Consider the following 21,372-nt stretch of genomic DNA (forward strand, 5'->3'; position numbering starts at 1 on the left):
TGAAGTAAAAAAAACCGCCTCCGGTTGAAACTGGTGGCGGTTTTTTCATGCCTGATGACCTGTGTTGCTTGTGCGGTCGCTTTCGCGGGCAAGTCGAATCGTCGCACCGCCGCTCCCACAGTGATTTGTGGTGTGCTCATATTTTCCGAGCGACGCCAAACCTGTGGGAGCGGGCTTGCCCGCGAAGGCGTCAATCGCCACGGCACATCTATCAAGCCTTTACGCGGAAGTCTGCGACGGCGGTATTTCCAGATTATCCAGCACCCGATTCACTGCCAGCTCACCGAGCATGATCAGTTGCGCAATCCCCACCAGCGTCCGGCGCTGGGAGGCGGGCATGAGATGGGTGAAGTCATTGACGATGGTCCTGGCTGAGGCCAGGGTTTCGCAGGCATCGGCCAGCAGTTCTTCGTTTTTGAAGTCCGCGGTGACGGCGTACATTCTGCGGGTTTTGCGCGGTGGTGGCCTGGAGCCGGGCGGGCAGAGATAGTGATCGAGGGCGCGGTCGGCGGCTTCGTGAAGTTTTCTGGAATCGACGGATTCGTAGGGCGAGGCGGGGTCGGTTTCGGGCGGGTTGGGTGTTGGTTTGATCATGGTGAAGCTCCTTTGGGGTGGAGCCGCCAAATCCAGTCGCTAAACAGGAAGGGTGGCGGCTGTACGCAGGTTAGCGAACCGGTCAAAGGCACCCGGCAGACCGCAAGGGTCTCCCGCATACAGCCACCATAACGAAATTGCAGACATACAGATCCGCAACGAAGCCTGGAACGCTGGTGCACCTTTAATTCGAACCGAGTCGCTAAACCCGATCGCTGATTCGTCAGCGACCGACCCACAATAGAACCCGACCCCACAGCGCACAAGCCGGCGGATTCTGGCGTAGCCGTAGGCAATGGCGCAAGGATTCGTAGCCTCAAAGGCGTGTCTTGAGGTGTCTTTTAAACGCCAGAGTTTAAAAGACAATGGGTGCCGTCGGTCTGAAACGTCCCGCGACCTGTTAGTTCTGACAGTAGACGCGTGTTGTGCCCGGGCGCCTTATAAATCCGGAATTCACGCCGTTGCCTATTCGCACTCCGCGAACGCAGTGGTTGATAACTCATTCACTTGAAATCGGGGATAGAACATGACAAGGCGCGTTTACCGAAAACTGCCGGGCATGGAGATGGAGTTCGTTTCAGGGAAACTGGAAAGGGACGCAGACGAGCGGGCCATCTTCTATGAGGCGACGTTCGACCTGAAGCTGGACTTTCTCAACTTTCTGGTCATGGCTAATCAGTTCATTGCGAATTATCTGGATAAGCCCATCAATGCGATTCGGCCTGAACTGGCCGGGTTTGCGTATCACTACTCCTACAACTACTTCTTTGGTGCGGCCGGTAATATCAGCGATAACCCGTCGTTGTTCGCTCTCTTCACCGACCCTGGTTACTACATGGACCAATGGGCGAGTGATGGCGGGCCCGTAGAGCAACGATATGGAAAACCCTCGTTCACGGTGGTCGGCAACCAATTGCGCATCACGACGCGGCAGTACTTTCGGCTGGATGCGGGGGCTCCTCCGATTGAAATCAGCGACCTGCCATTCATGCGTTTCGAATGGGCATTGAATCTGATGGAAGGTCATGCGAAGTCCACTGATGTCGCGCCTGTCACCATGGTGGTACTGATGTATACGGAGGAGGACGTTGTCGATGTTGGTGGTCACAGCGTGTTCAGGGGCACGCGCTATCTGGATAATGCAGCCCTCTCTTTCGGACCGATCACTTCGGCGCACATTCTGGTAGCCAGTTGACTATCGGGAATTCATCTCAGTGAACATCGCTGAACAGGGGCGGGCGCACGACGTGCGTGCCGCCCCTTTGTGCATTCATCACCCCTCTGTTTCAAGCCTTGGCAAAAGTTGGAAGGCTTCTTGCAGTAGCCGCCGTGCGCCTGCTTCGGGCGTCAAAAGTTTGCTTTAAAGGAACGGGGAAAACCGGTGGATCGCTCTCAGTTATTCAACACTGCTCGCTCGAATGTTGCCGACCTCAGTCGAGGCAATCTGGGTGTGCCGCTGTTGCTGCTGGTCATGCTGGCGATGATGATGTTGCCGGTGCCGCCGTTCCTGCTCGACGTGTTCTTCACCTTCAACATTGCCCTGTCGATCGTCGTGCTGCTGGTCTGCGTGTACGCCTTGCGGCCGCTGGATTTTGCGGTGTTTCCGACGATCCTGCTGGTAGCGACGCTGTTGCGACTGGCGCTGAACGTGGCGTCGACGCGGGTGGTGATGCTCCACGGTCAGGACGGCCACGCCGCTGCCGGTAAGGTGATTCAGGCCTTCGGTGAGGTGGTGATCGGCGGTAACTACGTGGTCGGTATCGTGGTCTTCGCGATCTTGATGATCATCAACTTCGTCGTGGTGACCAAGGGTGCGGGCCGGATCTCCGAGGTCAGCGCGCGTTTCACCCTCGACGCGATGCCCGGCAAGCAAATGGCGATCGACGCCGACCTCAACGCCGGTCTGATCGATCAAGCCCAAGCCAAGGCCCGTCGTCAGGAAGTGGCCCAGGAGGCAGAGTTCTACGGTTCGATGGACGGTGCCAGCAAGTTCGTGCGCGGTGACGCCATCGCCGGCCTGCTGATTCTGTTCATCAACCTCATCGGCGGCATGGCCGTCGGTATCTTCCAGCACAACATGACTTTCGCCGACGCCGGCAAGGTTTACGCCTTGCTGACCATCGGTGACGGTTTAGTGGCGCAATTGCCATCACTGTTGTTATCTACAGCGGCGGCGATCATGGTGACCCGTGCTTCCGGCTCGGAAGACATGGGCAAGCAGATCAATCGCCAGATGTTCGCCTCGCCCAAAGCGCTGGCGGTAGCTGCCGGTCTGATGGCGGTCATGGGCCTGGTGCCGGGCATGCCGCACTTCTCGTTCCTGACCATGGCTGCACTGGCGGCCGGTGGCGCTTACCTGTTCTGGAAGAAGCAGAACGTGGCCAAGGTCATCGCGCTGGAAGAGGTCAAGCGCCAGCAGGAACTGCTGCCGTCGCCGGCCCGCGCCATGGAAACCAAGGAGCTGGGCTGGGACGACGTGACTCCGATCGACATGATCGGCCTGGAAGTCGGCTACCGCCTGATTCCGTTGGTGGACCGCAACCAGGGCGGGCAATTGCTGGCGCGGATCAAGGGCGTGCGCAAGAAGCTCTCGCAGGATCTGGGCTTCCTGATGCCGACCGTGCACATCCGCGACAACCTCGACCTGGCGCCGAGTGCGTATCGCCTGACCCTGATGGGCGTGATCCTGGCCGAAGCCGAGATCTACCCGGATCGCGAACTGGCGATCAACCCGGGTCAGGTCTACGGCTCGCTCAACGGCATTACCGCCAAAGATCCGGCTTTCGGCCTGGAGGCGGTGTGGATCGAAGTCAGCCAGCGCGCGCAGGCGCAATCGCTCGGTTACACCGTGGTCGATGCCAGCACCGTGGTTGCGACTCACTTGAACCAGATTCTGTACAAGCACTCCAGCGAGCTGATCGGCCACGAAGAAGTGCAGCAATTGATGCAATTGCTGGCCAAGAGCTCGCCGAAACTGGCTGAAGAGCTGGTGCCGGGCGTGGTCACGCTGTCGCAGCTGCTCAAGGTGTTGCAGGCGTTGCTGGCCGAACACGTGCCGGTGCGCGATATCCGCAGCATTGCCGAAGCCATCGCCAATAATGCCGCCAAGAGTCAAGATACCGCCGCTTTGGTGGCCGCTGTGCGGGTCGGCGTATCTCGCGCCATCGTCCAAAGCATTGTAGGGACTGAGTCGGAGCTGCCAGTTATCACGCTGGAGCCAAGGTTGGAACAAATATTGCTCAATAGTCTGCAGAAGGCAGGACAAGGCTCGGAAGAGGGCGTTCTGCTGGAGCCGAGCATGGCCGAGAAGCTGCAGCGTTCGCTGATCGAAGCGGCGCAGCGCCAGGAAATGCAAGGTCAGCCGGTGATCCTGTTGGTAGCAGGCCCGGTACGCGCGATGCTCTCGCGCTTCGGTCGCCTGGCAGTTCCCGGACTGCACGTGCTGGCCTACCAGGAAATTCCGGACAACAAGCAAGTGACCATCGTTGCGACAGTAGGGCCCAACGGCTGAGGTAGTGGTTTATGCAAGTTAAGCGTTTTTTCGCCGCCGATATGCGTCAGGCCATGAAGCTGGTTCGTGATGAGCTGGGCGCTGATGCCGCCATCATTGGCAACCGCCGCATCGCCGGCGGCGTCGAGCTGACGGCGGCGCTCGATTACAAACTGTCGGCGCTGGCCCCGCGTGTTCCGAACATGGAACTCGAGGATGAGCTGCGCAAGACCCAGTCGCGCATCGTCACCGCCCAGGCCGAACTGAGCCTGCGTGGCGAAGCCGACGGCAACACCAATCGCCAGTTGTTCGCCGGGCTGCCGTTGACGGCCGGCCTGCCGCTGACCGCTGCCGAACCCCTGACCGAACCCACTTACGAGGCGCCGGCCCGCCCAGCCCCGGCGCCTGCACCGGCCGCCGCTGGCGTCGACCCGCGTGCACTGGACTCGATGCGCTTCGAGCTCAACAGCCTGCGCGAACTGATGGAAGTGCAACTCGGCACCCTGGCCTGGAACCAGCTGCAAGGCAGCCGTCCGGCCCAGGCCAATCTGTACCGTCGTCTGCAACGCATCGGTTTGTCCGGCCCGTTGTCCCGTGATCTGCTGTCGATGATCACCGAGATCGACGAACCGCGTCAGGCCTGGCGCATGTTGCTGGCGCACTTGGCACGAATGATTGCCGTACCGGAAGTCGAGCCGTTGGAAGAGGGTGGGGTGATTGCCATGGTCGGCCCGGCCGGCATGGGCAAGACCACCACCCTCGCCAAACTGGCCGCCCGCTACGTGCTCAAGTACGGCGCGCAGAACATCGCGCTGGTGAGCATGGACAGTTTCCGCATCGGCGCGCAGGAGCAGCTCAAGACTCTGGGTCGCATCCTCAATGTGTCGGTGACCCACGTCGATCCGGGCCAGTCCCTGGTGCAGGCGCTGGATCCACTGCTGCGCAAACGCGTGGTGCTGATCGATACCGCCGGCCTGCAGGCCAGCGATCCGGCGCTGCGCATGCAGCTGGAAAGCCTGGCCGGTCGTGGCATTCGGTCGAAAAATTATCTGGTGCTGGCAACCACCAGCCAGAAACAGGTTCTAACCGCCGCGTATCACAGTTACAAGCGTTGCGGGCTCGCCGGCTGCATCCTGACTAAACTGGATGAGACGGCCAGCCTTGGCGAAGTGCTGAGCCTGGCGATCAGTCACGAACTGCCGGTCGCCTACCTGACCGATGGGCCGCGTATTCCGGATGATCTGCATCTGCCGCGCCGTCATCAACTGGTCAGCCGCGCCGTCAGTGTGCAAATGCAGGAAGAACCCAGCGAAGAAGCCATGGCTGACATGTTCGCTGATATCTACCACAGTCCGACCAAGCAGGTTGGCTGAGGTAATGAACCGTTTTTGTACCTACATCGATGGTCTGCCATGCATTGTTCCGGTTGTGAACGCGCAGCCAGTAATGTGGCCTCCGTCTATGCAAGACAAGGTAAAGAAATAACATGGGCAGCATGCATCCCGTACAGGTGATCGCGGTGACCGGCGGCAAAGGTGGCGTCGGCAAGACTAATGTGTCAGTGAACTTGTCCCTGGCGCTGGCAGAGCTTGGCCGTCGGGTCATGCTGCTGGACGCCGACCTGGGGCTGGCGAACGTCGACGTTCTGCTGGGCCTCACCCCAAAACGCACCCTGGCCGACGTGATCGAAGGCCGCTGCGAGCTGCGCGACGTGCTGTTGCAGGGCCCCGGCGGGATCCGCATCGTGCCGGCCGCTTCCGGCACCCAGAGCATGGTTCACCTGAGCCCGGCCCAGCATGCCGGCCTGATCCAGGCGTTCAGCGACATCGGCGACAACCTCGACGTGCTGGTGATCGACACCGCTGCGGGTATCGGTGACTCGGTAGTCAGTTTCGTTCGCGCGGCGCAAGAAGTGTTGCTGGTGGTCTGCGACGAGCCGACCTCGATCACCGACGCTTACGCGCTGATCAAACTGCTCAACCGCGACTACGGCATGAACCGCTTCCGCGTCCTGGCCAACATGGCCCAGAGCCCGCAGGAAGGTCGCAACCTGTTCGCCAAGTTGACCAAGGTCACGGATCGCTTCCTCGACGTCGCCCTACAATACGTCGGCGCGGTGCCGTACGACGAAAGCGTGCGCAAGGCGGTGCAGAAGCAGCGTGCGGTCTATGAAGCCTTCCCGCGTTCCAAGTGCGCGCTGGCGTTCAAGGCGATCGCACAGAAGGTCGACACCTGGCCGCTGCCCGCCAACCCGCGCGGCCACCTCGAATTTTTCGTCGAGCGCCTCGTGCAGCAAACGGCAGGACCTGTGCTATGACCGCCAGCGGTATGAACCTTTACAAAAAGTCGGCGCGTGACGCGCAGTACGAGCTGATCGAGCGTTACGCGCCACTGGTCAAACGCATCGCCTACCACTTGCTGGCGCGATTGCCGGCCAGTGTGCAGGTCGAAGACCTGATCCAGGCCGGGATGATCGGCCTGCTCGAAGTCTCGACCAAATACGACGCCAGCAAGGGCGCCAGTTTTGAAACGTACGCGGGCATCCGGATCCGCGGTGCGATGCTCGATGAAGTCCGAAAAGGGGATTGGGCACCGCGCTCGGTTCACCGCAACACCCGTATGGTCAGCGACGCAATTCGCTCGATTGAAGCTAAAACCGGCCGTGACGCTAAAGATCACGAAGTTGCGGCCGAACTCCAATTGAGTCTCGACGATTACTACGGGATTTTGAACGACACCCTGGGCAGCCGGCTGTTCAGTTTCGACGACCTGTTGCAGGACGGCGAACACGAAGGGCTGCACGAGGATGGCGCCAGTGCTCATCTGGAGCCGTCGCGCGATCTGGAAGACGAACGTTTCCAGGCCGCGCTGGCGGACGCGATTGCCAATTTGCCGGAGCGTGAGCGACTGGTGTTGGCGCTGTACTACGACGAAGAGCTGAACCTCAAGGAGATCGGTGAAGTCCTTGGCGTCAGTGAATCGCGGGTCAGCCAGTTACACAGCCAGTGCGCGGCCCGCTTGCGGGGGCGTTTGGGGGAGTGGCGAGCGCGCTGAAGGCAGTGTGGGGACACTGCGAACGAGGCTGGTGCGGTGGTGAACGGCACCGGTCTCGATCTGTTGTGCTCCAGACAGTCGTCGAGTGTTTTGCCGGATTGATTGAAATGGCGCGTCCAGGTGCTGGGCGCGTTTAAGACTGCTTGGAGGTCGAATTGAACAAAGACATGAAAATCCTCATCGTTGATGACTTCTCAACGATGCGGCGGATCATCAAGAACCTGTTGCGTGATCTGGGGTTCACCAACACCGTTGAAGCCGACGATGGCACCACTGCCATTCCGGTGCTCAACAGCGGCAGCATCGACTTTCTGGTGACCGACTGGAACATGCCCGGCATGACCGGTATCGACCTGCTGCGCCACGTGCGCGCCGATGAAAAGCTCAAGCACCTGCCGGTGCTGATGGTGACCGCTGAAGCCAAGCGCGAGCAGATCATCGAAGCGGCCCAGGCCGGCGTGAACGGCTATGTGGTCAAACCTTTCACGGCCCAGGCGTTGAAAGAAAAAATCGAGAAGATTTTCGAACGCATCGGCTGATGAACGCGCGGGGGAGCTATGGAGCATAACGAATCTTCACAGGGCGATTTTGAGTCGACCCTGAAAAAACACGCGGTCGAACTGGTCGAAAGCCTTGAAAAAGGCAAGTTCGGCGACGCGGTGCAACTGATCCATGAGCTCAATCAGACCCGTGACCGTGGCCTGTACCAGGAAGTGGGCAAGCTCACACGTGAACTGCACAGTGCGATCGTCAATTTCCAGATCGATCCGCACATGCCGCAGGCTGAGGAAGTGTCGCAGATTACCGACGCTACCGAGCGCCTGGGCTACGTGGTCAAACTGACCGAAGCTGCCGCCAACCGCACCATGGATCTGGTGGAAAGCGCGACCCCTGTGGTCAATGGCCTGGCTGACGAAGCCCAGGCCTTGAGCGCCGATTGGGGCCGTTTCATGCGTCGTGAGGTCGGGGCTGAAGAGTTCCGTGAACTGGCGCGCCGGGTCGACGGTTTTCTGGCACGCAGCAGCGCGGACAACCGCGCGGTGTCGAGCAATCTGAATGACATTCTGCTCGCCCAGGATTACCAGGACCTCACCGGCCAGGTGATCAAGCGCGTGACCCAATTGGTCACCGAAGTCGAAAGCAACCTGCTCAAGCTCGTGCTCATGGCCAGCCAGGTGGACCGCTTTGCGGGCATCGAACATGACCGTGCGGCGATGCTTGCTGAAAAAGATCCACAAAAACATCTCTCGCAGGGTGAAGGTCCGCAGATTCATGCCGATAAACGAGAAGACGTTGTGTCCGGTCAGGACGATGTGGACGATTTGTTATCCAGCCTTGGATTCTAGAGTTTTGGAATTATAGGTTTTTTGGGTTTTTAGACCTGTAGGAGCACCCCATTAATGAGCTTCGGCGCCGATGAAGAGATCCTTCAGGATTTCCTGGTTGAGGCCGGCGAGATTCTTGAGCAACTGTCCGAACAACTGGTCGAGCTGGAAAGCCGCCCGGATGACGCAGATCTGCTCAACGCAATTTTTCGCGGTTTCCACACTGTAAAAGGGGGCGCCGGCTTCCTTCAGCTCAACGAGCTGGTGGAGTGCTGTCACATCGCCGAAAACGTGTTCGACATCCTGCGCAAGGGTGAACGACGCGTCGATGCAGAACTGATGGACGTGGTGCTCGAAGCGCTGGACGCGGTGAACAGCATGTTCAGCGAAGTCCGCGATCGCAGCCCGATCACCGCCGCCACCCCGGAACTGCTGGCTGCCCTGGCGCGTCTGGCCGAACCGCAATCGGCGGATGAAGCCCCGGCTTCGCCGGTTGCCGAGATGATCGAAGAGCTGGTCGTCGAAGGCGATTCGGGCGACATCACCGATAACGAATTTGAACAGTTGCTGGACTCGCTGAACGCCGTCAAGGCCGAAGCCGAAGCCCCGGCGGCTGCCGCTGCGCCTGCTTCCACCGAAGCGGCCAGCGATGAAATCACCGACGCCGAGTTCGAGTCGCTGCTCGACCAGTTGCATGGCAAAGGCCAGTTCGCGGCCGACGCCGTAGCTCCGGCGGCCGCTGCACCTGCTGCCCCGGCGGCGGGCGACAGCTCGGACATTACCGACGACGAATTCGAAGCCTTGCTCGATCAGTTGCACGGCAAGGGCAACTTTGCCGTCGATGCGCTGGAGTCGGCGATTGCTTCGGTGCCTGCGCCGGCGGCTCCGGCAGCCGCTGCGGCCGGTAGCGATCTGATCAGCGACCACGAGTTCGAATCGCTGCTCGACGATCTGCATGGCAAAGGCAAATTCACTGACGTCGCCACCGGTGCGGTCGTGACTGCTGGCAATGCTTCGGCTGTTGCAACGCCTGCTGCGAAGGCCCCGGCCGCCGCGGCAAAACCTGCTGCGAAAGCGCCTGAGCCGAAAGCTGAACCGGCCAAGCCAGCCGCCGCTGCTGCACCGGCTCCGGCCCGTGCTCCGGCGAGCCCTCCACCGGAAAAACCGGCGAGCGAAGCCGAAACCACCGTTCGCGTTGATACCGCGCGTCTCGACGAAATCATGAACATGGTCGGCGAGCTGGTGCTGGTACGTAACCGTCTGGTGCGTCTGGGCCTGAACAGCGGCGACGAGTCGATGCAGAAGGCTGTGTCGAACCTCGACGTGGTCACTGCCGACTTGCAGACCGCCGTCATGAAGACCCGGATGCAGCCGATCAAGAAAGTCTTCGGCCGCTTCCCGCGTCTGGTTCGCGACCTGGCACGCCAGCTCAAGAAAGAGATCAACCTGGAACTGGTGGGCGAAGAGACCGACCTCGACAAGAACCTCGTCGAGGCATTGGCCGACCCGCTGGTCCACTTGGTGCGCAACGCGGTTGACCACGGCATCGAGTCGCCGGAAGAACGCGAAGCCTCGGGCAAGGCCCGTGGCGGCAAGGTGATCCTGGCGGCCGAGCAGGAAGGCGACCACATCCTGCTGTCGATCTCCGACGACGGCAAAGGCATGGACCCGAACGTCCTGCGTGCCATCGCCGTGAAACGCGGTGTGATGGACAAGGATGCCGCCGATCGCCTGAGCGACACCGAGTGCTACAACCTGATTTTCGCCCCGGGTTTCTCGACCAAGACCGAGATCTCCGATGTGTCCGGCCGCGGTGTCGGCATGGACGTGGTGAAGACCAAGATTTCCCAGCTCAACGGTTCGATCAACATCTACTCGACCAAGGGCCAGGGCTCGAAGATCGTCATCAAGGTGCCGCTGACGCTGGCGATCATGCCGACCCTGATGGTGATGCTCGGCAATCAGGCGTTCGCGTTCCCGCTGGTGAACGTCAACGAAATCTTCCACCTCGACCTGTCGACCACCAACGTGGTGGATGGTCAGGAAGTGGTGATCGTGCGGGACAAGGCGCTGCCATTGTTCTACCTCAAGCGCTGGCTGGTCAGCTCCGCCGCTCACGAAGAGCAGCGCGAAGGCCATGTGGTGATCCTTTCGGTGGGCACCCAGCGGATCGGCTTCGTCGTCGATCAACTGGTCGGCCAGGAAGAAGTGGTCATCAAGCCATTGGGCAAGATGCTCCAGGGAACTCCGGGCATGTCCGGCGCCACCATCACCGGTGACGGCCGCATTGCACTGATTCTCGATGTTCCGAGCATGCTCAAGCGTTACGCCGCACGGCGTATTTGAATCCGGGGTGGCGGGGCGACAACGTCCCGCCGCACCTAATGGAGTGTTTATGGCAGTCAAAGTCCTGGTGGTGGACGATTCGGGTTTTTTCCGCCGCCGCGTCTCGGAAATTCTTTCAGCGGATCCGAGCATCCAGGTTGTCGGCACGGCAACCAACGGTAAAGAGGCGATCGATCAGGCCCTGGCCCTCAAGCCGGACGTGATCACCATGGACTACGAGATGCCGATGATGGATGGCATCACGGCCGTGCGGCACATCATGCAGCGCTGCCCGACGCCGGTGTTGATGTTCTCCTCGCTGACGCACGAAGGCGCCCGGGTGACCCTGGATGCGCTGGATGCCGGCGCGGTGGATTTCCTGCCGAAGAATTTCGAAGACATCTCCCGCAACCCGGAGAAGGTCAAGCAACTGCTGTGCGAGAAGGTTCACAGCATCTCGCGCAGCAACCGTCGTTTCAGTGCCTACAGTGCGCCGGCGCCTGCCGCTGCACCGACGCCTGCGCCGGCTGCTCCTGCACCGTCGAGCTTCAGCAGTCACAGCAGCGCTCCGGCCCGTCCGGCACCTGCGCCGGCACCGACTCGCGCGCCAGCGGCCAGCGCTTCGTCGCCGGCGCCGAAACGCAAGAACTACAAACTCGTCGCCATCGGTACATCGACTGGCGGCCCGGTCGCGCTGCAACGGGTCCTGACCCAGTTGCCGGCCAGCTTCCCGGCGCCGATCGTGCTGATCCAGCACATGCCGGCGGCCTTCACCAAGGCCTTCGCCGAACGCCTGGACAAGCTGTGCCGCATCAGCGTCAAGGAAGCCGAGGATGGCGACATCCTGCGTCCGGGCCTGGCGCTGCTGGCACCGGGTGGCAAGCAGATGATGATCGACGGCCGTGGCGCGGTGAAAATCCTGCCGGGCGACGAACGTCTGAACTACAAGCCGTGCGTGGACATCACCTTCGGTTCTGCAGCCAAATCCTACAGCGACAAAGTTCTGGCGGTGGTACTGACCGGCATGGGCGCCGACGGCCGTGAAGGTGCACGCCTGCTCAAGCAGGGCGGCAGCACGGTCTGGGCCCAGGACGAAGCCAGTTGCGTGATCTACGGCATGCCGATGGCCATCGTCAAAGCTGACCTCGCCGATGCGGTGTACAGCCTGGACGATATCGGCAAGCACATCGTCGAGGCATGCGTCTGATGGATGTTCTAAGCCTTATCGGGATCATCATGGCGTTCGTCGCCATCATCGGCGGTAACTACCTTGAAGGCGGTCACCTCGGCGCGCTGGCCAACGGCCCGGCGGCGCTGATCGTGCTTGGTGGCACCATCGGTGCCGCGCTGCTGCAATCGCCGATGAGCGCGTTCAAGCGCGCCATGCAGATTCTGGCCTGGATCTTTTTCCCGCCGCGTGTGGACCTGGCCGGCGGCATCGACCGCGTGGTCAACTGGAGCCTCACCGCCCGCAAGGAAGGCCTGCTGGGTCTGGAAGGCGTGGCGGATGCCGAGCCTGACGCCTACTCGCGCAAGGGCCTGCAACTGCTGGTCGACGGCGCCGAGCCGGAAGCGATCCGCAGCATCCTCGAAGTGGATTTCTACACTCAGGAAGCCCGCGATGTCGAAGCGGCCAAAGTGTTTGAAAGCATGGGCGGCTACGCGCCGACCATCGGCATCATCGGTGCGGTAATGGGCCTGATCCACGTGATGGGCAATCTGGCCGATCCGTCGCAACTGGGTAACGGGATTGCGGTGGCGTTCGTCGCCACCATCTACGGTGTGGCCAGTGCCAACCTGATCCTGTTGCCCGTTGCCGCCAAGCTCAAGTCAATCGCGTTGCGACAGTCGCGTTATCGCGAAATGTTGTTGGAAGGTATTTTGTCGATCGCTGAAGGTGAAAACCCACGCTCCATCGAGTTGAAGCTTCAGGGCTTCATGGATTAAGGGACTGACCTCATGGCACGTCGTCGCCAGCATGAAGAGCACGTAAACCATGAACGCTGGCTGGTTTCCTACGCCGACTTCATCACCTTGCTCTTTGCCTTTTTCGTGGTGATGTACTCCATCTCGTCGATCAACGAAGGCAAATACAAGATCATCTCCGAAGCGCTGATCGGGGTCTTCACCGACTCCGACCGCGCGCTCAAGCCGATTCCGATCGGTGAAGAACGACCGAAGACCGTGACCCCGGCCAAGCCGCTGGTCAAGGACGCCGAACAGGTCGATGCCGGTATCGCCGGAGCCAGCGATCCGCTGAAAAGCATCGCCGATGACATCAGCGCTGCGTTCGGCGACCTGATCTCCTCGAACCAGATGACCGTGCGCGGCAACGAGCTGTGGGTCGAGATCGAACTCAACTCCAGCCTGTTGTTCGGCAGTGGTGATGCGATGCCGAGCGACATCGCGTTCAACATCATCGACAAGGTCGCGGCGATCCTCAAACCGTTCGACAACCCGATTCACGTCGAAGGCTTCACCGACGATCAACCGATCCGCACCGCGCAGTACCCGACCAACTGGGAGCTGTCCTCGGCGCGTTCGGCGAGCATCGTGCGCATGCTGGCGATGCAGGGTGTGAATCCTGGCCGCTTGGCTTCGGTGGGCTACGGCGAATTCCAGCCGGTGGCCAACAACGCCACCGCTGAAGGCCGGGCGAAAAACCGTCGTGTGGTGCTGGTGGTGTCGCGCAATCTCGATGTGCGCCGCAGCCTCACCGGCACCGGAACCGCTCATGCGCAACCGGATGCCGCGTTGAAGCGTGCTGGCACACAAACTGCACCGACCCCGGTCAAGACGCCGGGACGCGAGAGTGCCGTCAATTCTCCGTCGCCCGCATTAATACGCTGAACCATGTCTCGGCCGAGTATCCCGGCCGGGAGGAACGATCCGAATGAGAGTCTGGGCAGTCGCCAATCAAAAGGGTGGTGTTGGTAAAACCACTTCTTCCATCGCTTTAGCCGGTTTGCTGGCAGAGGCGGGCAAGCGCGTGGTCGTGGTTGATCTCGACCCGCACGGCTCGATGACCAGCTATTTCGGTTACGACCCCGACAGCCTGGAACACAGCAACTACGACCTGTTTCTGCACAAGGGCGGCGTGCCGCAAGGCCTGCCGGGCCAGCTGCTGTTGTCGACCAGCGATGAACGCATTTCCCTGTTGCCGTCGAGCACCGCGCTGGCCACCCTCGAGCGCCAGTCGCCAGGGCAGAGTGGCCTGGGTCTGGTGATCGCCAAGAGTCTGGCGCAGCTGTGGCAGGACTTCGATTACGCGATCATCGACAGCCCGCCATTGCTCGGCGTGCTGATGGTCAACGCGCTGGCCGCCAGTCAGCAACTGGTGATCCCGGTGCAGACCGAGCACCTGGCCGTCAAAGGCCTGGAGCGCATGGTCAACACCCTGGCGATGATCAACCGCTCACGCAAACAGGCGCTGCCGTTCAGCATCGTGCCGACCCTGTTCGACCGCCGCACCCAGGCGTCGATGGGCACCTTGCGCGTGCTGCGCGACAAATTCCCCGACGAGATCTGGCAGGGTTACATCCCGGTCGATACCCGTCTGCGTGACGCCAGTCGTGCCGGTGTCACCCCTTCGCAGTTCGACGGCAAGAGCCGTGGCGTGCTGGCCTACCGCGCGCTGCTCAAGCATCTGCTGGCGCAGCAACTCGTTCCGCAGGTGGCTTGAGCATGAATCGGCCGATCAAGCTGACGTCCAAGCCGCAACTGGCGCTGCAGTCCTATCTGGACGGCTTGCTGCAGGAAGTGACGGACGAGGTCGAGCAGGAAATCGCAGCGCCGGTCGAGGTGGTCGAGACCGCTGCGGCGCTCGATGAATTCCAGGCTGCCGTGCTCGAAGAGCAGGCCCGGGATGCGCAAAAAGCCGCCCGGCCGGTGGCCCCGGTTGCAGCGCCTGCCGCTGTAGTAGCGAAGGCAACTGCGACGTTGATCAAAGAGCCTGAGCCGGTGCGCGTGGTATCGACCCTGGCACCGCTGCTGCAAACCCAACTTCTGCAAACGCCACCGGCTCCGGCGGCGCCAGAGCCCGAGCCTGTAGCGCCTGCGCCAGCCCCGGTCGAACCGACCCTGGTTGCGCCGCTGGTGGAAGTGCATCTGCCACCCAGCAACACGCCGCCACCGGTGGAAACCGACGGCCGTCCGGCCTGGGCTTCGGAAGCGTTCGAATGCCTGCTGTTCGACGTCGCCGGGCTGACGCTGGCGGTGCCGCTGGTGTGTCTGGGCTCGATCTATTCGCTGGCCGGCCATGAGCTGACGCCGCTGTTCGGTCAGCCGGAATGGTTCCTCGGGATCCTGCCGAGCCAGGCCGGCAACCTGAAAGTGCTGGACACCGCACGCTGGGTCATGCCGGATCGCTATCGCGACGATTTCCGTCAGGGCCTGCAATACGTGATTTCGGTGCAGGGTTACGAGTGGGGCCTGGCGGTGCATCAGGTCAGTCGCTCGTTGCGTCTGGACCCGAATGAAATCAAATGGAGAAGTCACCGAGGTCAGCGGCCATGGCTCGCCGGCACGGTGATTGAACACATGTGCGCCTTGCTCGATGTTTCCGCACTGGCCGAGTTGATCGCCAGCGGTGGGGCAAGGCACATGTCCGGCAGTAAGCCGAACCACAAACCGACATAACACTTACATAACAGACATGTACCGGTATTCAAATGCCGGCGAACGAAACACACACCGCCAGGCGCGGTTTTTCGAGGGGCTAGGGTATGAACGACAAGGCTACGGCGGCAAAGGGTTCCGAAGATCCGATCCTGCAATGGGTGACCTTCAAGCTGGACAACGAAACCTACGGCATCAACGTGATGCGCGTTCAGGAAGTCCTGCGCTACACCGAGATCGCTCCGGTGCCGGGTGCGCCAAGCTACGTGCTGGGCATCATCAACCTGCGCGGCAACGTGGTGACCGTGATCGATACCCGTCAGCGCTTCGGCCTGATGAGCGGTGAGATCAGCGACAACACCCGTATCGTCATCATCGAAGCCGACAAACAAGTGGTCGGCATCATGGTCGACAGCGTGGCTGAAGTGGTTTACCTGCGTCAGTCGGAAATCGAGACCGCACCGAACGTCGGTAACGAAGAGTCGGCCAAGTTCATCCAGGGCGTGTGCAACAAGAACAACGAGTTGCTGATCCTGGTCGAGCTGGACAAGATGATGAGCGAAGAAGAGTGGTCGGAACTGGAGAACATCTGATTGATTCTCGAGGTAGCGGTCATTGTCCTGTTCCTGTTCTGGGCAGGCACGCTGGCGATGTTTCTGGCGTACATCAAGGCGCAGCGCGTAATCGCTGCGCAACAGGCCCAGGGTGATGCGCTGCGTGATCAGCGCATCAGGGACTTGGCCAAGCGTGTCGACGATTACCAGAATGGCAACGTGCGCATGGGCGAAGCCCTGCACGAACTGCGCGCGGTGGTCGGTCCGATCCCGGACAAGCTCTCCCAGCTCGAACAGCGCGATCCTTCCAGCCTGTCATTTGCCCAGGCGGCGAAACTGGTGGGGATGGGCGCGAGTGTCGATGAGCTGACCCAGTCCTGCGGGTTGACCCAGGCTGAGGCGGAGTTGATGCGCAAGCTGCACAAGAACTGATTTTTGCGTTGAGGCTGATGGCCTATTCGCGAGCAAGCCCGCTCCCACATTTGGCTGGATTCCTTCAATAGGATCGAGGACAAATGTGGGAGCGGGCTTGCTCGCGAAGGGGTCTTTAAAACCTCAGTAATCGTCGCCGCGCTCGGTGATGTCTTTCTCGACCATTGGTGCATCCGGGTCGTGTCCGGCCGGGAACTTGCCCTTGAGGTTCCAGGCGAACGCGATGATCTCGGCAATCGTGCGATACAGCTCCTCGGGAATGCTGTCGCCCAGTTCCATCCGCGCCAGCAACTTCACCAGTTCGGCGTTTTCGTAGATCGGCACTTCACAGTCGCGGGCGATCCGCAGGATTTCTTCGGCCAGTTCTTCGTCGCCCTTGGCGGTAAGAGTCGGGGCGTGGCTGCCGTCGTATTTGAGGGCGATGGCCTGGCGTGGAGCGGTGGTGTCATTCATGCGGTTTCGTCGACCCAGCGGTGTTCGAGGCGGGTTTGGATGCCTTGCGGCGGGGTGCCGAGGTGGCAGTCGAGGTCGCCGACGTTCAGCCCGGAATCCAGCAGGCGCTGGCGCAGTGCGGTCAGGTTGCTTTCGATCAGGCTCGCGGTGTAAGGCCGCTCGGCCCACAACTGGCTGGACAGGCTGCCGCTGATCAATTGCGCCTGAATCTGCATCGGCCCCAGCGGTTCCATGTCGAACGCCAGATCGACGCGCCACAGTTGTTGTTTCGGCTCGCGCTCATCGCGGCGCTGCTCGTTCGCTTGCTGTTTCTCCGGCGCTTCCTCGCGCTGGAACTTGACCTGCAATGGCACGATGTCCTGCAGGTTGCGCATCGGGATTTCCAGTTGCCAGGTGCTGAGCAGGCGACCGTCGTCGGTGACGCCGGTCTGCTCCAGGCTCGACAGCTGATGACTTTGCAGGCGCGACACGGCGGCTGCGGCGAGGCGCAGCAAATGTTCCAGATCGCCTTCGCCCTCCAGACTTTGCAGCAACCGGTCGGGCAGGGGGAAACTGCTCGGCACCGGTTTCGCGCTGACCTGACCGAGCATGCCGAGGGCGTTGCGCACGAAGCTCGGCAATGCCTGAGCCAGAGTATTGGCGGCGATGATCGCGTTCAGATTGGTGTTGCCGGGCAGGCCGGGGGTGAGCTGGGCGATCAGCTTGAGCAGATCGGCTTTCATGTCCGGAGCCAGCGTCGGGTTTTGCCCGGTCAGCAGTTTGGTTTCGAGGAACACACCGCTGTTGGCCAGCGCCTGGGCCAGACCTTTCGGCGTGCTCAGTTGCTGCACGTCCGGCAGATTGGCGAGTAGTTTGTCCACGGCCGCACGCAAATCCCGGGACGTCTGATCGGTGGCGGGGGGCAGGCTCTGGAGCATTTTCAGCAAGCCGTCGAGGGAGCCCTGACGGCTTTGCTGGCTGACCAGCTGCTGGCTGACCGCCAGTTGTTCCTGGCGATTGCTCAGCGGCAGGAACTTCAGGGTCTGCGAGTCCTGCACCAGCGCCGACAGCAGGGTGCCGATGCGCAGCGGTTGCGGGCTGTCGATGCTCAGTGTGCTGCCGCTCAACGCCGTGTTGAGCAGGCTGACCATCGAGCGGTACACCGTCGGCTGCCCCGGCACCTGCGGCAAGGCCTGAGCCGTCAGCACCTTGCCTTGCAGCAGCGTGCCAACCGGCAATTGCGCGGTGTCGATGCGGGTGAGGGTGGCGACGCTGCTGGCGATGGCCTGTTGCACGGTGATCGCCAGATTGCCCGCCGACGGCTGGGTGATCGCCAGACTGGTGCCCTGGGGCAGCGGCAGATTGCTGGTCGCCTGCACGGTGGTCTGACGGCCGCTGTCCAGTGTCACCTTGAGCAGCAACTGAAAGGTCTGATCCGCCTGCTTGAGCGACAACACCTCGGCTTTGGCGCTCTGGCCGGCGGCAATCAGCCCGTCGACCGGCGTCAGCAACTTCAGCAGCTCACCCACCTGCGGGCGAACGGTCGCCGGGGTGGTGGGCGGGAGCGGGAGGATGTTCATTTCGCCTGTCATACGCGGACACAACCTGAGGAAAATGCACTCGGGAGAGCGGGGGACGCCATGTATAATGCCGCCCGTCCTTCCATTCGTTCAAAAAACATAGCAATTGTTTGACGCAGCTCTCTGGATTGAGCCGTCATTGCATTTATGCTGCAACTCTTTAACGGCCGCGCCAGAGCCGACTTGAACCGTATAAGGCCCGTGAACCCTTGACCAGTCCTGTCCTGCAAACCGTTGCCCTCGCGTGTGAACGTGATCTCAGACTGCTCTTCGACAATCTCGAATTGAGACTGGCCAGTGGCGATATGGTGCAGATCAGCGGCCCCAACGGCAGCGGCAAGACCAGCCTGCTGCGTTTGCTGGCCGGTCTGATGCAGCCGACCGACGGTCAGGTGCTGCTCAACGGCAAGCCGCTGGGCGAGCAACGCAGCGAGCTGGCGCGCAACCTGTTGTGGATCGGCCATGCCGCCGGGATCAAGGATCTGCTCACGCCGGAAGAAAACCTCGCCTGGCTCTGCGCCCTGCATCAACCCGCCGAACGCGACGCGATCTGGCAGGCCCTGGCGGCGGTTGGATTGCGCGGTTTCGAGGATGTTCCGTGCCACAGTCTGTCCGCCGGCCAGCAGCGCCGCGTGGCGTTGGCGCGGTTGTATCTGGACAGCCCGCCGTTGTGGATTCTCGACGAACCGTTCACCGCCCTCGACAAGCAGGGCGTGGCGCAGCTTGAAGAACACCTGGCCGGGCACTGCGAACGGGGCGGCCTGGTGGTGCTCACCACGCACCACACGCTGAGCCGGATGCCAGCCGGTTATCGCGACATTGATCTGGGGAATTGGGCGGTATGAGTGTGTTCGGCCTGCTGGTTGCCCGTGAATCCCGACTGCTGTTCCGCCGCCCGGCGGAGCTGGCCAATCCGCTGATTTTCTTTGCCATCGTCATCGCGCTGTTCCCGCTGGCCGTCGGCCCGGAAACTCAAGTATTGCAAAACTTGTCCCCGGGGTTAGTCTGGGTGGCGGCACTTTTGTCGGTTCTGCTCTCGCTGGACGGGCTGTTCCGCAGTGATTTCGAAGATGGCTCCCTTGAACAGTGGGTCCTTTCGCCGCACCCCCTGCCACTTCTGGTATTGGCCAAGGTGCTGGCACACTGGCTTTTTTCCGGGCTGGCACTGGTTTTGCTCTCGCCGTTACTGGCGTTGATGCTCGGGTTGCCGGCTGCGTGTCTGCCGGTATTGCTGCTTTCGTTGCTGCTGGGAACACCGGTGCTGAGCTTGCTCGGCGCGGTGGGCGCGGCGCTGACGGTCGGTCTGAAACGCGGAGGCCTGTTGCTGGCGCTGCTGATTCTGCCGTTGTACATCCCGGTGTTGATCCTCGGCAGTGGCGCCTTGCAGGCGGCGTTGCAGGGCATGCCGGCGCTTGGTTATCTGTTGTGGCTTGGCAGCCTGACCGCCCTGGCGATAACCCTGACACCTTTTGCAATAGCGGCTGGCCTGAAGATCAGCGTCGGCGAATAATGAGGTCTGGTTAAAATTTAACCAGCAAAGACCCTGAGACTGCTCACACCGATGAGCGGCACCCGTGATGGAAACAGTATGAACTGGACCTGGTTTCACAAGCTCGGCTCGCCCAAGTGGTTCTACGGCATCAGCAGCAAGTTTTTGCCGTGGTTGAGCCTCGCCGCGTTGTTGCTGATCTGCGTTGGCGTCATCTGGGGCCTGGCCTTCGCGCCGCCGGACTATCAGCAAGGCAACAGCTTTCGCATCATCTATATCCACGTTCCCGCCGCGATGCTCGCCCAGTCGATCTACGTGATGCTGGCGGTGTGCGGCGTGGTCGGGCTGGTGTGGAAGATGAAACTGGCCGACGTCGCCCTGCAATGCGCCGCGCCGATCGGTGCCTGGATGACCGCCGTGGCGCTGGTCACCGGGGCGATCTGGGGCAAGCCGACGTGGGGTTCGTGGTGGGTCTGGGACGCGCGCCTGACCTCGATGTTGATTCTGCTGTTCCTGTACTTCGGCGTGATCGCCCTGGGCAACGCCATCAGCAATCGCGACAGCGCCGCCAAGGCCTGCGCGGTGCTGGCCATCGTCGGCGTGATCAACATTCCGATCATCAAATACTCGGTGGAGTGGTGGAACACCCTGCACCAGGGCGCGACCTTCACCCTCACCGAAAAACCGGCGATGCCCGTCGAGATGTGGCTGCCGCTGCTGCTGACGGTGCTGGGTTTCTACTGTTTCTTCGGCGCGGTGCTGTTGTTGCGCATGCGCCTTGAAGTGCTCAAGCGCGAAGCCCGCGCCAGTTGGGTGAAAGAAGAAGTGCAGAACAGCCTGGAGGCCGCTCGATGAGTTTCGCGTCATTTGGCGACTTCCTCGCCATGGGCCATCACGGCCTGTATGTCTGGTCGGCCTACGGCATCTGTCTGGCGGTACTGATCCTCAACGTAGCGGCGCCGATTGCGGCCCGCAAGCGTTATCTGCAACAAGAGGCGCGTCGTCTGCGCCGGGAGAACGGCAAGTGAATCCGCTGCGTAAAAAGCGTCTGATCATCATCCTGGCAATTCTGGTCGGGGTCGGCGCTGCCGTCGGCCTGGCCCTGAGCGCCCTGCAGCAGAACATCAACCTGTTTTACACGCCGACCCAGATCGCCAACGGCGAAGCGCCGCAGGACACCCGCATCCGCGCCGGCGGCATGGTCGAGAAGGGCTCGCTGCAACGCTCCACGGATTCGCTGGACGTCAAATTCGTGGTCACCGACTTCAACAAGTCCGTGACCATCACCTATCGCGGGATCCTGCCGGACCTGTTCCGCGAAGGGCAGGGCATCGTCGCGCTGGGCAAGCTCAACGCCGACGGCGTGGTGGTTGCCGATGAAGTGCTGGCCAAGCACGACGAGAAATACATGCCGCCGGAAGTGACCAAAGCCCTGAAGGACAGCGGTCAATCCGCGCCAACCCCTGCGAAGGAGGGTTGA

The 21,372-nt window shown here is 61.4% G+C and carries 23 protein-coding genes; 20 read left to right on the forward strand and 3 right to left on the reverse strand.

The features are described 5' to 3' along the window. Positions 1 to 219 precede the first annotated feature (219 nt). The gene (locus tag K3819_RS08025) at positions 220 to 594 is read right to left on the reverse strand and encodes a DUF6124 family protein (RefSeq protein WP_085611524.1); all 375 of its coding nucleotides are present in this window, start codon (positions 592 to 594) and stop codon (positions 220 to 222) included. Positions 595 to 1,120: 526 nt separating this feature from the next. Here K3819_RS08025 and K3819_RS08030 point away from each other — a divergent pair. The 15 genes from K3819_RS08030 to K3819_RS08100 all read left to right on the forward strand — a co-directional run bounded on the left by K3819_RS08030 (position 1,121) and on the right by K3819_RS08100 (position 16,391). Then, entirely contained in the window at positions 1,121 to 1,789 is a 669-nt protein-coding gene (locus K3819_RS08030; protein WP_221398981.1) for a hypothetical protein, read from the forward strand. A 186-nt stretch (positions 1,790 to 1,975) separates the two neighbouring features. Beyond that, positions 1,976 to 4,105: a flagellar biosynthesis protein FlhA gene (gene flhA / locus K3819_RS08035; protein WP_064378626.1), complete on the forward strand. Its 2,130-nt coding sequence runs from the start codon at positions 1,976 to 1,978 to the stop codon at positions 4,103 to 4,105. A gap of 11 nt (positions 4,106 to 4,116) precedes the next feature. Further along, a complete protein-coding gene (gene flhF, locus K3819_RS08040; protein WP_064594406.1) occupies positions 4,117 to 5,457 on the forward strand; it encodes a flagellar biosynthesis protein FlhF in 1,341 nt (446 codons plus the stop codon). A 113-nt stretch (positions 5,458 to 5,570) separates the two neighbouring features. Then, positions 5,571 to 6,401 carry a flagellar synthesis regulator FleN gene (gene fleN / locus K3819_RS08045; protein ID WP_003222917.1) on the forward strand — a complete coding sequence of 277 codons (831 nt, stop codon included), beginning with the start codon at positions 5,571 to 5,573 and terminating at the stop codon, positions 6,399 to 6,401. Continuing rightward, the gene (gene fliA, locus K3819_RS08050; RefSeq protein WP_007951959.1) at positions 6,398 to 7,138 is read left to right on the forward strand and encodes an RNA polymerase sigma factor FliA; all 741 of its coding nucleotides are present in this window, start codon (positions 6,398 to 6,400) and stop codon (positions 7,136 to 7,138) included. Before fleN ends, fliA begins: the two co-directional genes overlap by 4 nt. A gap of 167 nt (positions 7,139 to 7,305) precedes the next feature. Then, positions 7,306 to 7,677, forward strand: coding sequence for a chemotaxis response regulator CheY (locus K3819_RS08055; protein ID WP_003183998.1), 372 nt, complete (start codon positions 7,306 to 7,308; stop codon positions 7,675 to 7,677). A gap of 18 nt (positions 7,678 to 7,695) precedes the next feature. Beyond that, a complete protein-coding gene (locus K3819_RS08060; RefSeq protein ID WP_011333071.1) occupies positions 7,696 to 8,484 on the forward strand; it encodes a protein phosphatase CheZ in 789 nt (262 codons plus the stop codon). A 54-nt stretch (positions 8,485 to 8,538) separates the two neighbouring features. Continuing rightward, positions 8,539 to 10,809 carry a chemotaxis protein CheA gene (locus K3819_RS08065; RefSeq protein WP_085611521.1) on the forward strand — a complete coding sequence of 757 codons (2,271 nt, stop codon included), beginning with the start codon at positions 8,539 to 8,541 and terminating at the stop codon, positions 10,807 to 10,809. 49 nt (positions 10,810 to 10,858) lie between these two features. Further along, positions 10,859 to 11,995, forward strand: coding sequence for a chemotaxis response regulator protein-glutamate methylesterase (locus K3819_RS08070; RefSeq protein ID WP_221398982.1), 1,137 nt, complete (start codon positions 10,859 to 10,861; stop codon positions 11,993 to 11,995). After that, positions 11,995 to 12,735 (forward strand): flagellar motor protein, encoded by a 741-nt coding sequence (locus tag K3819_RS08075; protein ID WP_011333074.1) that lies wholly within the window; start codon positions 11,995 to 11,997, stop codon positions 12,733 to 12,735. Before K3819_RS08070 ends, K3819_RS08075 begins: the two co-directional genes overlap by 1 nt. 12 nt (positions 12,736 to 12,747) lie before the next feature. Then, the gene (gene motD / locus K3819_RS08080) at positions 12,748 to 13,638 is read left to right on the forward strand and encodes a flagellar motor protein MotD (RefSeq protein WP_011333075.1); all 891 of its coding nucleotides are present in this window, start codon (positions 12,748 to 12,750) and stop codon (positions 13,636 to 13,638) included. 43 nt (positions 13,639 to 13,681) lie between these two features. Next, on the forward strand, positions 13,682 to 14,470 hold the full coding sequence (locus tag K3819_RS08085) for a ParA family protein (protein WP_011333076.1): 789 nt from the start codon (positions 13,682 to 13,684) through the stop codon (positions 14,468 to 14,470). 2 nt (positions 14,471 to 14,472) lie between these two features. Next, on the forward strand, positions 14,473 to 15,426 hold the full coding sequence (locus tag K3819_RS08090) for a CheW domain-containing protein (RefSeq protein WP_221398983.1): 954 nt from the start codon (positions 14,473 to 14,475) through the stop codon (positions 15,424 to 15,426). Positions 15,427 to 15,512: 86 nt separating this feature from the next. Then, positions 15,513 to 15,998: a chemotaxis protein CheW gene (locus K3819_RS08095; RefSeq protein WP_007959223.1), complete on the forward strand. Its 486-nt coding sequence runs from the start codon at positions 15,513 to 15,515 to the stop codon at positions 15,996 to 15,998. Further along, positions 15,999 to 16,391, forward strand: coding sequence for a DUF2802 domain-containing protein (locus K3819_RS08100; RefSeq protein ID WP_085611518.1), 393 nt, complete (start codon positions 15,999 to 16,001; stop codon positions 16,389 to 16,391). Between the two features lie 123 nt (positions 16,392 to 16,514). Here K3819_RS08100 and K3819_RS08105 read toward each other — a convergent pair whose 3' ends face one another. Beyond that, positions 16,515 to 16,844, reverse strand: a complete 330-nt coding sequence (locus tag K3819_RS08105) for an EscU/YscU/HrcU family type III secretion system export apparatus switch protein (protein ID WP_221398984.1) — start codon at positions 16,842 to 16,844, stop codon at positions 16,515 to 16,517. After that, positions 16,841 to 18,415: a flagellar hook-length control protein FliK gene (locus K3819_RS08110; RefSeq protein WP_221398985.1), complete on the reverse strand. Its 1,575-nt coding sequence runs from the start codon at positions 18,413 to 18,415 to the stop codon at positions 16,841 to 16,843. Before K3819_RS08110 ends, K3819_RS08105 begins: the two co-directional genes overlap by 4 nt. Positions 18,416 to 18,612: 197 nt before the next feature. Here K3819_RS08110 and ccmA point away from each other — a divergent pair, with 197 nt between their 5' ends. The 5 genes from ccmA to ccmE all read left to right on the forward strand — a co-directional run bounded on the left by ccmA (position 18,613) and on the right by ccmE (position 21,372). Then, the gene (gene ccmA, locus K3819_RS08115) at positions 18,613 to 19,248 is read left to right on the forward strand and encodes a cytochrome c biogenesis heme-transporting ATPase CcmA (protein ID WP_007959232.1); all 636 of its coding nucleotides are present in this window, start codon (positions 18,613 to 18,615) and stop codon (positions 19,246 to 19,248) included. After that, positions 19,245 to 19,913, forward strand: a complete 669-nt coding sequence (gene ccmB, locus K3819_RS08120) for a heme exporter protein CcmB (RefSeq protein ID WP_011333083.1) — start codon at positions 19,245 to 19,247, stop codon at positions 19,911 to 19,913. The genes ccmA and ccmB overlap by 4 nt, the downstream gene beginning before the upstream one ends. A gap of 78 nt (positions 19,914 to 19,991) precedes the next feature. Continuing rightward, positions 19,992 to 20,747 (forward strand): heme ABC transporter permease, encoded by a 756-nt coding sequence (ccmC, locus tag K3819_RS08125; RefSeq protein WP_039769743.1) that lies wholly within the window; start codon positions 19,992 to 19,994, stop codon positions 20,745 to 20,747. Next, complete coding sequence (gene ccmD / locus K3819_RS08130) at positions 20,744 to 20,920, forward strand: heme exporter protein CcmD (protein WP_011333085.1); 177 nt, start codon at positions 20,744 to 20,746, stop codon at positions 20,918 to 20,920. The genes ccmC and ccmD overlap by 4 nt, the downstream gene beginning before the upstream one ends. Then, the gene (ccmE, locus tag K3819_RS08135; RefSeq protein ID WP_011333086.1) at positions 20,917 to 21,372 is read left to right on the forward strand and encodes a cytochrome c maturation protein CcmE; all 456 of its coding nucleotides are present in this window, start codon (positions 20,917 to 20,919) and stop codon (positions 21,370 to 21,372) included. The genes ccmD and ccmE overlap by 4 nt, the downstream gene beginning before the upstream one ends.

The sequence above is a fragment of the Pseudomonas sp. 3-2 genome (assembly GCF_019710535.1).
GTDB classification, from domain to species: domain Bacteria; phylum Pseudomonadota; class Gammaproteobacteria; order Pseudomonadales; family Pseudomonadaceae; genus Aquipseudomonas; species Aquipseudomonas pharyngis.